The organism is Ramlibacter sp., from assembly GCF_013697775.1.
Classification (GTDB): Bacteria; Pseudomonadota; Gammaproteobacteria; order Burkholderiales; family Burkholderiaceae_C; genus Ramlibacter.
In genome coordinates this window covers 1-12,551 of the sequence record NZ_JACCWG010000360.1, presented here as the reverse complement: position 1 = coordinate 12,551, position 12,551 = coordinate 1, and the positions used below count along the sequence as shown (strand labels likewise).

Here is a 12,551-nt window from a genome sequence, read left to right as displayed (position 1 = left end):
TCTATTCCTCGCGTGCTATTGGTTTTCCGGGCGCGGCGACGGTGTAGCCCGCATGCAGAAGCGCCCGGTGGCAAAGATCAAGGAAGGTCTCATGGGTGAGATCGTTCTTGGCGTCGTTGGTGCGCCAAGCGCAGATGCGGAACGAAATCGCGCTCGCGCTGGCGTCCAGGTGATCCACGGTCGGCAATAGACCGAAGCTCGCTTTGTAGACGCTGCGGCCCGCCTTCGACTTTTCGTTGTCGTATTGGCTCAGAAGCTCCCAGTGCAGGTCTTCACCGGTGTAGGCGTCCCGACCCGAGCTGAGGATGACGGCCTGGTGGATGGCGTCACGGTAGGCCGCACCTACGGCCCCGTCGAAATCGCGTTTGCGATCGCGCTTGACGTGAGCGGCAGCCTTTCGCTCTAGCCAGCGAGCGTATTGCTCGGGGCTCACCTTGCCGACGAGAAATTCAGGAAGTAGCCGCTTGATGCCCACCGGGTCTCCTTTACCGATGAGCCATGATAGCGGGCTCTAAAAGGGCTGCGGCACGCGTGACCGGTGGTGCTTCAGGGCGCCCTCCCGCCGTTGCACACTTTAGCTCGAACTACTCCGCTGGACCCAAGCCGACCGACGTGGCCGGAACGGAGTCGCCAACCTTGGCCGCGCGTGAGCGCAATGGATTGCTGCGGTCGTCATCTCTGAGGAACGGCGCGTGTTCACGCGAATACCCGAGAACCGTGAGGTCTCGCCGCTCAGCCAGCATCGGTGTCGCCAGCTTTGAATAGTGGATGCAAGTTCCTGAGGTAAGGCCGTTCTCGTTGTGCGGCAAGTCCGCTGCGGTCAGAGTAGCCGCAGCATTCGCCTTAAACGCCGGTCCGCAGTGGTAATGCCAGATTTTGTTGCTGTGATAGGTGCCTGCCCTTGGGGAGCCATCCTGATTCAAGAGCCACGAGGGCTTGTTCCGCCCCTGGTGCGTGTTGCCTTGCGAAAGGTCGGACAGCCAAGCTGCCAATGCGTCGTCTTCGTCGTCGCCCATGTTCATGAGGTCCACGAGAAATGGTCCATCGAGCGACCCATCGGCGAATTTGACGTGGATGTGGATGAGGGGAGGCGCGAACGCGTCCAGTTCCTCCTCGCTCACCGCAGCTTTCCCTCTCTTGCCAAGGCCTTGATGGCGCGGATGCGAGCCTTGGCCTCCTCCTTAGTGAGGGGCTTGTCGATGAGCAGCAGCGGATGCGTGCCGCGGTCCTCGACCCCGCGCCGAGCGAGCGTTTGCTCGGCCTCAGCCACAAAGACTGATCCAGCGTCGCCCTGCCCCGCCGTTGCAGCATCCTCATTGTTGGCGCCGCCCGCGCTCTGACGCCGGTCGCTCGACCCGAGCCTGTGTCCGCGGGAAGCGCGGAAGGCTGGCTCCGCCCTGACGAAATATTTCTTCAACGCCCAACCTGTGCGTTCATCACGAGCAAGCCAGTCGTAATACTCCACTTTGATCCACTTCCCGCGTTCTTCCAGAAGCGTAACGACTTGGTTTGGGAAGGCCTCTGCGACCACGCCGGCTCCGTGGCGCGGATCAGCCCTAATGGTGGCCACGCGCTCACGAACGACCATGTTCGTCTCGGCGAGCACCTCTTGCTCGGCGATCTCCACAACCTGCTCCATCAGCTTGGCCATGGCCCCGAGCTTCTCGCTGGTGCGCTGTTCGGAAGCTCCGATCTCCGCGGACGTGCGCGCCTCCGCGGCTTTCATCTCGCCCGTGATTCGAGCTTCGGCTTGGTTGGAGTCCCACCAGGTGTAAAGCGGGAACAGCACTGAATAGAGGATGAAAACGATGTTCCACAGCCTGACGAGTTGCGCCTTAGTCAGTTGCCGGCGGGGCGTTCCATCCGTCTCACCCGAGTCTCGAAGCAGCTCCTCAATGTCGTCCTCGTCCTCTGCCACCGTGGATGCAACAGCGCGAAGCGTCGCCTCATCGATGCCAAACAACTTCAACTGAGAAAGCAAGCCTTCGACGCCCGAGGATCTTGCGATCGCCGCGAAGGAGGCGGCGTCCATCACCGGCATCCCGAGGCCTCTCGCAAGCTGAGCCGGATCGAAAGCGGTGGCGTCGCGCCACGCTTTTGCCTGCTTGTCGATGATGTCCTTGGCGCTCGCGAACTGTTGCGCGATGTCGCGGGCCGAGGAAAGCCAGCGCCCAGCCAGGGACTCGCCGAGGTTCGTGGCAAGCAATTCTTGTTGTTTGCGGAGCTGCTCGGTAGCGGAGAAAGCCTCGGCGTAGCTCTTGATGCCAGCGGCGCCCAGGAGCCCGCCCGATTGCCTGGCCAGTCGCGCCGCTTCGCTCTCATATAGGGCGACGGACCGCAGCGCGGATAAGGGCCCCACGGCGTCGCCCACCATGCGTCGATATCGCTCCATGTCCCCTAAGGCGTCCGAGAAAACGCTCGCGTAGCGTCTCCGCACCGACTCGGCGTCCTCGATCGCGCTGGCGATCTTCCTGGCTTCGCGGAGCAAGTAGTCCTTCGTGCCCAGGATGCTCTCCGTCTGCTGTCGAAGCCTCTCGAGGCCGCCGTGCGCGGTGAGCGCGTTCACGTCACGGAGCATCGAAGCAACGGATTGATCGAGACCCGCCAGGCGGTGCATCTTGGCCAGCGAGTTCGCTTGCGCGAGCGCGGAGAGCTGGGAGTCGAAGGGGCTCTGCATGTCTATACGGCCACGGGTTGAAAGAGGGCGGCGAACGCCGCGAAGGGAAGCTCGAACACTTCCCATCGTCCGGACCCAGAGTCGACCGGAGCGTGTGGGGCGAGGGCGTCGCGGGGAAGCACGGCTAGCCGGGCTTGCGGCTTTGACACGTCCCAGAGGTGGAAGCGGTGCAGGGGCATGAGCTCGGTGGCGTCCCACTCGTTGCGCGTCACGTGCATTGAGCCACCCGCGCCGGCCCTCGAGGCCTTCACTTCGATCTGAACGGCGCGCCCGTCGTCGCGGTCCGCGACGGAGAGCACGTCATATCCGTCGCTGTTGCTCTCGACCGAGCGCCATTTGGGATCCCGGCCGGTGCGCGCCTTCTCGTAAGCCAGGGTCAGGCGCTCGCCCTCGCGGCCGATCTCGTTGAGCTCGGCGCCGCGCAAGCCGCGTGCGGTGGACGCGAGCTCGTCCCAGAACCTCACGACGTGCGGCTCATAGCTCACGGCGAGCTCGGCTTCCACCAGACACTGCCGGATGTCGTTGGGGGCGAACGTGAGGACCTTCTTCCGCCCATCGATCGCGAGCTTCAACCAGGGAGGGGCGACGATCTCCACGTAGTCCAGCAACGCTTGCCGCAGCCGCAGGGGCTCGGTCGCAGCCGCCAGGACGCGCTCTCCGCGAGGGGTGAGAACGGCCTGACCGGAGTCGTTGGCGCGGAGCCATGCGAGCTGCTGGGAGACTTCGAGTAGCCTTGCCACGTCGATCCGCTCGTAGCGCGGCAGCTCGGCTCGCATGCGCTCGAATGGCATGCGGTGCCGCTGCGCCATCGCCAACAGCACGAAGCACCCGGAGGCCAAGCCAGGCGACAGGGTGATCAAGCTGCCTCCCGGTCGAAGTCCCGCAGGAGCGCCTCGATGTCATCGGAGCTCAGGCCCGCCGAGTATTCGTCGTAGCCGTCGATGTCATCCTCGTCCAGGTCGATCGGCTCCACGAGCAGCGAAGAGTCTTCGAGGGCCTCGGCCATGCGGCCGATCTTGTAATTGAGCCGCTCGAGCACCGTCTCGTCGACGGTCTCCTCGCACTCCACGATTTCGATCGTGGTGTCCTGGTCGAGCGCCAGTCCGAACCTGTGGATGCGGTCCTCGGATTGAAGGTAGTGCGCCGCGTTGAACGTGCGGTCAAGGTAGATGGCGTGGTGGCATACGCGGTGCAGGCTGATCCCTTCGCTCGCCGCTGCCGGATTGGCAACCATCACCATGGTGTGCGCGTCCTGATGGAACTGCCTGATCTTGCCTTCACGCGTGTCGTCGTCGTCCTCGTCGCCGGCCTCGACCGAGCCGTGGATGTAGACCGCGCCGAGATCGCTCAGGCGGTCGGCGATGTATTCCACGTTCTTGCGGTAAGAGGACCAGATGAGGACCTTCTTGTTCTCCCCGGCGAGCTGCCTCGCGCGCCGCAGGACGTATTTGAGCTTCGGGCCTTCGCCTTCTTGCAGGACGGCCGCGAGGAGCTCCGGCTTGGCGAAAGCCAGCTCCGACCCCAGAAGCGAAGGGTTGGAGACGAATTGAAGCAGGCGAGTCACGGAGCGGCCGAGGGCGCGGAACGCCTGCCTGCCGCGCGCGTTGAGAAGCGCCGCGCGGGCCTCGCGCGCCACCTCGAACTTCATCAAGCGATACAACTCTCGCTGCAAGGGTGCCATCTGAAGCCGCACGCGGTGCCGCGTCACGGGAGGCAGTCCGAGCTCGCGCTTGTTGGTCCGCACGTAGATCGGTTTGACGCGCTCGAGCACATCGTCCTTCGTCGTGGCGATCTCGGGGTAGAGGAACGAGAACTGGGGGATGAGGTCCTCGTCGGACTGCGGCATGGGCGTGCCGGACATGATCAACTTGCCAACCGGGAGATGCGCGAGACCGAGCACCGCGCGGGCGGTCTGCTTGGCTTTGCCGCTCTTGATGCGGTGGCTCTCGTCCAGGAACACGAATGTCGACCGGCGAGCCAAGTGGGCCGCGATCACTCCGCCGACCAAGGCGAGTTGCTGGTAGCCAATGAGCATGAAGCGCGGGTCATCGGCCAGCAGCCGCTCGATCTTGTCGCCTCCCCGCAGCCGCACGAAGCTCGCCCCAAGCGCCGGCATGCAGTCCCTGATCTGCTCGTCCCACGCGGCGAACGCGTTTTTAGGGGCTATCACGAGCAGACGTTCGGCCTCGCGGGCCTTGTAGAAGAAGGTGGCGAGCGCCTCGGTCGTCTTGCCAGCGCCGGGGACGGAGAACGTAGCCGCGGCTGGGAGCGCCGCCATTTTCCTGACGTTGCGGGCCTGCTCGGGCGAGAGTTCGCGCGTGAAGCCGATCTCGCGCAGGTAGCCGCGCAGCATGGTCTCGTCGAGCGCCTGGCCACGGAGGGCGTCCTCGTAGCTGCTGGCCACGCGCCGCGAGCGTTGCAGCAAGTCCCGCGCCGCGTCGCCCACCTGATATCCGACGCCGAGTCGGAGCTCGAAGGTGGCGAAGATGTTCTGCAAACCGCCGCGCAGCGCCACGAAGTTCCACCAGGGAAGCGAGATGGCGTGGCCGCTCTCCTGCTTGGCGTTGGGCGTGTGGTCCAGAACCAGGCGGCGCAGGAGCGGCGCCCACGGCTGGCCCTCGTCCTCAGGTGCCCACGCGAGCACCGCCGACAGGTCCGAGGCGCGGTAGTCGATGCTGAGCATCACTTCTTGGCGAGGAACTCGCGGATCTTCTCGACTTTGAGCACGATCTGCTCGAGCTGCTTCTCGACGCCTTCCGTCTTCGTGTCGGCGCCGAGCCCGATCTTCAAGCCGTCTTCGAGCAAGGAGTTGGCCTTCGCGCAGCAATCCAAGAGCTTCTCGGCGGTCTTCGTGTCGCGCTTCAACTGCTTCTGCGCGTCGATGTAGTCGACGATGATCTTGCGCGACTTGTCGGCGTGCTCGACCTTCCCGATTTCTTTGGACAACGCGAGATCGACGGCTTCCGTCGCGCCTTGTTGCGGCCCGCCCCCGAAGAGGTCTTCCGTCGCAGCGTCGGGTTTCGCGTCCTCGATGGGGAACTCCGCCTTGAACTTCTCGACGATCGCGTCCATGTGGTTGGCCAGGACGTTGATGGCGTCGTGCAGGCTGTCCTTCACCTCCTCGGGCTTGTCGATCATCGCGAAAGCGAAGTGCTTCAAGAGCTGCTGGCGGCCGGTGCCGCCGATGTCCTTGCGCTTGGTGACGATGCGCCGGAAGGCGAGCTCGGCGCCGGAGACCAGCGACCACATGTTCTCCTTGCCGCGCGTTTTGAGCCATTCGTCCGCGTAGGAACGCATGTCGAGCAACTCGACGATCTCCGTGTCCTTCTTCCCATACAGCTCGGCGAGCTCCTTGTCGGAGTATTCGCTGCGCTTGGCCATCATCATGTTGGCCTGCGCGTCCCAGGTGTAGTCGGCCTTGATGTCCTTCTCGATCTGCAACGACGCCTCGAGCCGGTCGATGGCCTTGTCGTCCACGTGCGGGAGAACCACCACGTCGATGTATTCGTATCGCCCGAACTTGCCGCCGTCGCGGTGGAACAGATCCCGCCAGGTGGCGAGCCGCCGATTCCCGTTGATGACGAACCCGTTCTCGTCGAGGATGATGGGCTCCACCTGCTTGTTGGTGGCCTCCTCGAAATACTTGCGCAGATCACTTTTCTCGGCGAGCTTCAACAGGAGGTCGTGCTGCGCCTCCTGCGCCTCCCACAGCTCCGGGTCGCCGCTGAACAGCTCCTTGGGCTTGCCTGGGTTCTCGGCCAGGAACTGGACCTGGGCCGACGCTGTCCGCCCGTTCTCCAGCCGGTATTTGGCCAAGTTCTGGTGGACGCGGACGATCGGGAGGTCGAGCGTCTGCCCTTGCAGCACGAGACGATAGTGCGCCGTGGGCGCCTGCTCGCGGGCCTTCTTGAACTCCTCTTGGCGCATCGCCTTGGTCCACCCGAACCGGGAGAGCTTGGGGTCGAGGGGCATCTGGGTTTCGGGCATGTCAGGCTTCCAGGGCGTAGACGACGGTGGGGACGTGGTAGGCCTTCTTGAAGATGGCCAGCTCGCGCTCGAGGCGCTTGGCTTGCGCGACGTTGCTCCCGAGGAGCTTCGCCGCCGTTTGCGAGGGGAGGATGATCGCGGCCGCCTTGATCTTGTCGTCGAGATACATGGCTTGCAGCTTCATCAGGTCGGCGTAAATCCTGGACATATTCCCCGTCTGCAAGCAGAGACCGATGTCGTCCTTGCAGGAGGTGATCGTCATGTCCGAGTCGGCGGACAGGCGCACTTCGTCGGCCCACCCGTGGCTTTTGAGCTGGGTGATCAGCAGCCCGCGCAGCGACGTGGACTTGCCAGGCCCGAGCTTCAATGTGACGGCGGAGATCGCGTCTGCGATCTGTTTGCGGTGACTGGCCGGGATCGCCGCGGCTCCCGCGCAGTGGTCGAGCGTGTAGTGCTTCATCGTGCCGCCCCGTCTTCGCCATCGATGGAGGCCGATGGCCAAGGCGGTCGCGACAGCGGACTCTTGGTGTGGTCGTAGATGGGCTTGTCGTGGGGGCGGTAGACGGCTCTACCCTGCAGGGCGGCCTGGACCCTGGCCTGCCCGGTGCGGGCGTAATTCGATTTGAGCTCGCAGCCCCAGAACTTGCGTCCGTGGATCGCCGCCGCGACGCCGGCCGATGCCACGCCCGCGAACGGGTCGAACACCAGGTCGTCGGGGTTGCTCAGGGCGATCACGAGCCGCTCGACCAGGCCCACCGGGAACTGGCATGGGTGGTCGGTCTTCTCGACGTGGTTGCTCTTGACGTTGGGGATGTTCCACACGTCCTCGGGGTTCTTGCCCAGCGGGTTGCCCGAGAGCTGGCCCGCGTTGGGGCCCTTAAAGTGTTTCTTGCCGGGATACTTGGCCGGCACGCGCACCTCGTCGAGGTTGAAGGTGTAGGGGTCCTTCTTGCCGGTAGTCTTCGTATACCAAAGGACCACCTCGTAGCGGCCGGAGAACCGCTTCTGGGTGTGCAGCCCGTGCCCGAAGGTCCAGACGATGCGGTTGCGCATCTGGAGCTTGTGCCTGCGGAACATTGGCGCGAACTCGATGTCGAGCGGGTGGATCTGGTTGTCCTCGACGAAGTTGCCGACCTGCCAGCAAAGGCTGCCGCCCGGCTTCAACCGCGGCACGAGCTCGTCGACGATAGTCTCCTGCCAGGCGATGTATTCGTCCAGGCCTTGGCGCGTTTCGTAGGACTTGCCGATGTTGTAAGGCGGGGAGGTGACGATCAGGTCGAACACCGGCGTCGACGGAAGGCCCTTCAAGAACTCCAACACGTCGCCCTGCCAGATCGCATGGCTCTCGGTGAGGATGTTCGCGGGCTTCGCTTTCTCCCGCGCTCGCAACAGCCGCGCCGCCGGAGCGCCTGGCCCCTCGGTCGCGAGCGTTAGCTGCTCGGACTCGTCGCCCCCGTCTTTCTCGTCTGACATCCGCCCTCTCCTCCGGCTGTTCGCCGTGTTCATTCGCGCCGCCTGCTCGAGGCCGCCTGCGCTTTGCTCCGCGTCGTCGCGCCCTCGGCCGGTGGCCAGCCAAGCTTCTCGGCCTCGCAGTGCTTTTTGATCAACCACTCGAGCATGTTCGCCATGCTCCGCCCCTGCCGTTCGGCGATGACGGCCAGAGCGCTCCGCACCTCCGGCTGGAAGCGGAACGTCGTCGGGGCGGACTTTGGGCTGGGCATGCTGGGTCGGAACTGCATAGCGCACTACATCCGAAATACGATTATGTCCTGCTCTCATGCTGGATGCTTTCGGGTTCTCCCTGCCGATGGCGCGTCCGCGCCATTGGGAGACCGACCGCGTAGGGAAGCCGCTACGCAGAGGGCGCCTCAATAGTCATTTGCGATTTGAACCACCGTCCGCAACTTCACAGAGTTACGCCGGCAGGTCGCGCCATGATCACCAACTCAGACCGCGCCTCGTCAGCCTTTTCTTTGACTACTAACGGTTGTGCTTCGACTGCCAGCTTGGTCACGTAATCGCAAATCTTTTGGGCGTCGGCGGCAGCCCTGAAAATCTCGTTCTTGTCGTTTTTTAGTGCTTGCAACCAACTGCCCAAATACGCCGCATGCTGCGCAGTCATTGTGGGGCCGGGAGGCAGGCCAATAACTCCTTGCATCATGCTGCTGACAAGCTCGGCGCGAAGTTCTTCGCGCGCATATTCCGGCGATCCAAACCGCGCATCCATGTGCAATCGAGCCAGACGCTTCGGGTGGCCCGTTGCGTGCCCGGCCGCCTCGTGCAAAAGGGTGGCGTGGAAGTCCTCCAAACTGGAAAACTCGATGGCCGGTGGAATACGGACTTCATCCGTGCGGGGGTAGTAGGCCGGTTGGAAGCCCTGCCCCAAATTGACTTTGAGACCAGTGCCTTGGAGGCCGAAGATGATCTGCTTCACTGCGTCGGCGCAGGTGATGTCGCATTTGCGTGCGGGCATCGGTGCCATCCCATCGATCTGGCTGGCGTTAAACACCGTGTAAGCCTTCATGACCAATGCCTTGGCGCCATCTTCCGCCAGCACATCGCCTCCGGCCTCCGCCTCTTTCGCTGCCTGCCTGCGATTGACCTCCACCATCTTGACGATGTGGGTGCCTCGCTCACCTTTGCGCACCTGCAAGCCCATGTATTCGGCCTGCTTGTAGGTTAGCCACCGTGGGTCCCCATCGCCTGGCGCTGCCATGGCCAAAATGAGCTGGTTAATGCCTTTGTAGGTGGCCCCACTGCTGGCATTGAAGTGCAGACACGCAGAGGACCAGCTTTTGCGCCAAGGCGGCACGCCACCTTCCTGGTCCATTAGGGCCACTATCTGGTCGGTCACCTGTTGCCTGATGTCTCCCATGCCCCTCTCCCGAATTGCCCACCACAGCGGCCGGTGCCTCCGGTCAGCGGGCTATCTGGATACCTTGGCAAAACGCGGCCCGCCTGTCCGGGCCGCTGGTCATTTCGCTGGGGCAGGCTGCCAACTGGCCAACCCAGCCATCTACCACCCGAGGCCAGAGCCTGGGTGTCAGGCTTGCCGGGGTCAGTTCGGCGCTTCCGTCGTGGCCTTCTAGGCTCGCCATGGCCGCATACAGGTCGTCCAAGGTGATGCCCGCGCCCGCCCACGAGTCATAAAGCATCTTCGCTTCCGGGGTGTCGGTTTGCGTAAAGGTCCAGTCCCCGGCGATAACTGCCTGGATGTCGCGCGCGGTCAGCGACGCGCCTGTCGATGCTTCCCTGCGGGGATTTTCCAGGTCGGCAGCCGCGTCGGTGGCGCGGCTGGGCGGGGCGGCGTCGGCGCTAGCCGCACCCGCCGCGTCAGTATTGTTCTTTAACTTTGTTAAAGCCAATACTGATAGAGAGGGGTCAACCACGTCGGAAAGCCCCGTAGCCATTGGGATATCGTCAAATGGCGGCGTGTCGCCGCCCGGGGAAAAGACCGGCTCCGGCGTGCCCCAATCCGGGGAAATCTGCTCGGAGGCGCGGCCCTGCTCCTGCGGCATCGAAACCGGCGTCCGTAATGCAGACGCCTGGCGGTTGATGGGGGAGAGTGGTAGCTCGAACAGCAGCCCGCCGTTGCCGCGGTTGGGGTGCTGCACTAACAGACCCACGCCAGTTAAGCGGCCCACAAAATCCGCCGCCTGGGTGTCGTCGATGTTGCCCATCCCCCTGCCCTGCACTCCCGGCGCGGTCACGAGGTTAGCGATGTCCTGATAGGTCAGGCGCTGCTTGCGGAAATTGCCCACCATGCCGGTCTTGAAATTGGCCAGCCACTTCAACTGCATGTAAGCCCAGCGCTCCCGGAAGCCGAGCTCTTGCAGCCCGGCCCATTCGTCCTTGTTGAAGCTAATGTAGGCATCCCGCGCTGCGGCGGGCGCTGCCTTCCTTGCGATCGATCTGTTTCTCGTGTCCATGTCGTCCTCCTCTAATTTAACGGTTGTGTGGTTCGGTTCATGGGGCGGGCCGGCCCGGTGGCCTGGCCGGTGAGACCGGCATCGTGGCCGGCGCGTCGCTGGGACTCTGCGAACGCCGGTCATGCAGACGCTCGGACAGGTTGAGAAACCGGGGCAGGACACCAACCTGCGGCCGCTTGGGCGCCATCGGATTAACGGGGGCAGCCGGTGGCGGAGCCACGGGCTCAGTGAATTGATCGGGCTGGGACGGCATCGGCCCTGGCTGCGCCGGGAGGTCATCCAACTCGGCGAGGATCGCCGGGATGTCCTCACCGGCTGGAACGGCCCCGACCGGCAAGACAAGGGTGCCCATGCCGCCTCGGCGCTCTGCCATCAGCTTGTCCAGGATGATCTGTTGACGGTCGTCGCTGGCCACGATGGTGAGTTGCTGCCTCAGCGCCTCGCGCATGGCCAACTCGATGAAGCTGCCGCTGCCGGTGAACTTGATCGACTTCCAGCCACGGTCGATCCCCATGGCCACGATGCGCTGCGCGGCGAGCTTCTGGTCCATGCCGCCCAGCACGGTCAACTTGCTGCCCTGGTCGGCAATCCGGCCCTGCTGCTTGAAATATAGCGTGGCACCCTGGGCGTGAGGGTGAACACGGGTCAGGTCATCGCCCAGCAAGGTTTGCATCCTTGCTTGGTAGTCGTCTTCGAGGATGGACCGGCGCATGGCCTGCGTCTGCTTCTTGGTTAGGGGTTCGGCAGCACTCGCACCGGGCATCACGATGCCGGGGCTGGTGTTGACCAGCGCCAGCTCCGCCTGGTCTCGGCCTGGCTCGAAGGGCTCCGGCCACGTCGCGTGTTGCGGGTTCGCCGGATCGAAGGGGTTGGGGGGGGTGGCGCTGTCGGTCATCGGTTTGTCTCCTTGGGTAGTGGCTTCTTGTTGGTTCGCTTTGGCGCGCCTGCTCGGTGTGGGCTTGAAGCCATCGGGCGACGGCACGGCGGCCAGCCCGAACTGCGCCTCGATCTGGCGCACCACGGCTTCGGACTTGCGGAAGTCGTTGGCGTCCGAGATGGTCTTGCCGTCGAACCCGATGCGGCAGGCCATCAGGTGCATGTGCTGGTGGTCGGTGTCCTGGTGGACGACGGCAACCCATGGCGCATTGGAAAAGCCAATTGCGCCGATGTAGTGCTCGGCGATGGCCTGCCACTGCTCGTCTGTGAGCGGTGGATCGTCTGGCGCGGGACTGAGCATCAGGTGAGCTACTGCTTTTGTCAGCTTGGGATTGAGGCGGCGCAATATGCCGAACTCGCTGGCCAGCTCGCGGGGTGTGCGTCCCGACATCACACCGGCCACAATGCGGCCCCTGCCGCGCCGCAGGAGGTAGGCCGACAGCCCTCGGAAGCTGCGCCCCTTGGCGGCAATCTTGCCGATCACGGTCGATCCCCTTGCAGGCCCAGCAGCTCCAACCGCAAAAGGCGCACCTGCTCGGCAAGCTGGCTGACGACCGGGTCTATCCCCTCCGGCAGCAAGCCGGCGTTGCAGGCGCGCGCAATCTGATTGAGGTTGTTGGCCAAAGGCGCCAGCTCGCGCCAGCGGTCAAGGTTTCCCGCCGATGGCGGCACCGTGATCTGCTGGCGCAGGGCCACACGCCGCAGGAAGGTGGACATGGGCAGGCGGGCGGCTTGGGCGCTGGCACGGATTTGATCGACCTCGCGCTCGTCGAGGTAGAGGTCGAACCGCTGCCGCAATTCGCGGCTGGCTTTGAGCGGACGGGGCATGGCTTGGGTTCTCCTGTGGTCGGCAGACCAAGCGTTCTGAGCCCGTTGAAAACGGGGGAAGAACATAGCTTGCTGCTTACCTCACCCAAGCATTCCTCCCAAAGCCGTGCCTTGATGTCAAGTGGTCCAAGTGAAATGCGGATGGCCTGCCCGATAGGGCGCGCCAAGCGAAAGAGGCGGCGACTGCCTCGGGC

At 64.1% G+C, this 12,551-nt stretch carries 13 protein-coding genes; all 13 read right to left on the bottom strand.

The features are described 5' to 3' along the window. Position 1: 1 nt before the first annotated feature. The 13 genes from H0U68_RS18115 to mobC all read right to left on the bottom strand — a co-directional run bounded on the left by H0U68_RS18115 (position 2) and on the right by mobC (position 12,357). Positions 2-475, bottom strand: a complete 474-nt coding sequence (locus H0U68_RS18115) for a hypothetical protein (RefSeq protein ID WP_296358126.1) — start codon at positions 473-475, stop codon at positions 2-4. 109 nt (positions 476-584) lie between these two features. Beyond that, on the bottom strand, positions 585-1,121 hold the full coding sequence (locus tag H0U68_RS18110) for a hypothetical protein (protein WP_296358124.1): 537 nt from the start codon (positions 1,119-1,121) through the stop codon (positions 585-587). Then, positions 1,118-2,677, bottom strand: coding sequence for an SH3 domain-containing protein (locus H0U68_RS18105; RefSeq protein ID WP_296358123.1), 1,560 nt, complete (start codon positions 2,675-2,677; stop codon positions 1,118-1,120). Before H0U68_RS18105 ends, H0U68_RS18110 begins: the two co-directional genes overlap by 4 nt. A gap of 2 nt (positions 2,678-2,679) precedes the next feature. Continuing rightward, entirely contained in the window at positions 2,680-3,537 is an 858-nt protein-coding gene (locus H0U68_RS18100) for a DUF3883 domain-containing protein (protein WP_296358121.1), read from the bottom strand. Further along, positions 3,534-5,360, bottom strand: coding sequence for a DEAD/DEAH box helicase (locus H0U68_RS18095; RefSeq protein WP_296358119.1), 1,827 nt, complete (start codon positions 5,358-5,360; stop codon positions 3,534-3,536). The genes H0U68_RS18100 and H0U68_RS18095 overlap by 4 nt, the downstream gene beginning before the upstream one ends. Beyond that, the gene (locus tag H0U68_RS18090) at positions 5,360-6,664 is read right to left on the bottom strand and encodes a hypothetical protein (RefSeq protein ID WP_296358117.1); all 1,305 of its coding nucleotides are present in this window, start codon (positions 6,662-6,664) and stop codon (positions 5,360-5,362) included. The genes H0U68_RS18095 and H0U68_RS18090 overlap by 1 nt, the downstream gene beginning before the upstream one ends. Position 6,665: 1 nt before the next feature. Continuing rightward, positions 6,666-7,124: a BglII/BstYI family type II restriction endonuclease gene (locus tag H0U68_RS18085; protein WP_296358115.1), complete on the bottom strand. Its 459-nt coding sequence runs from the start codon at positions 7,122-7,124 to the stop codon at positions 6,666-6,668. Continuing rightward, the gene (locus tag H0U68_RS18080) at positions 7,121-8,137 is read right to left on the bottom strand and encodes a site-specific DNA-methyltransferase (protein ID WP_296358113.1); all 1,017 of its coding nucleotides are present in this window, start codon (positions 8,135-8,137) and stop codon (positions 7,121-7,123) included. The genes H0U68_RS18085 and H0U68_RS18080 overlap by 4 nt, the downstream gene beginning before the upstream one ends. Before the next feature lie 29 nt (positions 8,138-8,166). Next, positions 8,167-8,292: a hypothetical protein gene (locus H0U68_RS18075; protein ID WP_296358111.1), complete on the bottom strand. Its 126-nt coding sequence runs from the start codon at positions 8,290-8,292 to the stop codon at positions 8,167-8,169. Positions 8,293-8,570: 278 nt separating this feature from the next. Next, entirely contained in the window at positions 8,571-9,539 is a 969-nt protein-coding gene (locus H0U68_RS18070; protein WP_296358110.1) for a zincin-like metallopeptidase domain-containing protein, read from the bottom strand. 43 nt (positions 9,540-9,582) lie between these two features. Further along, positions 9,583-10,593, bottom strand: a complete 1,011-nt coding sequence (locus H0U68_RS18065) for a hypothetical protein (protein WP_296358108.1) — start codon at positions 10,591-10,593, stop codon at positions 9,583-9,585. A gap of 37 nt (positions 10,594-10,630) precedes the next feature. Then, positions 10,631-12,013, bottom strand: a complete 1,383-nt coding sequence (locus tag H0U68_RS18060; RefSeq protein ID WP_296358107.1) for a relaxase/mobilization nuclease domain-containing protein — start codon at positions 12,011-12,013, stop codon at positions 10,631-10,633. Continuing rightward, positions 12,010-12,357 carry a plasmid mobilization relaxosome protein MobC gene (mobC, locus tag H0U68_RS18055; protein ID WP_296358106.1) on the bottom strand — a complete coding sequence of 116 codons (348 nt, stop codon included), beginning with the start codon at positions 12,355-12,357 and terminating at the stop codon, positions 12,010-12,012. Before mobC ends, H0U68_RS18060 begins: the two co-directional genes overlap by 4 nt. Positions 12,358-12,551: the final 194 nt, after the last annotated feature.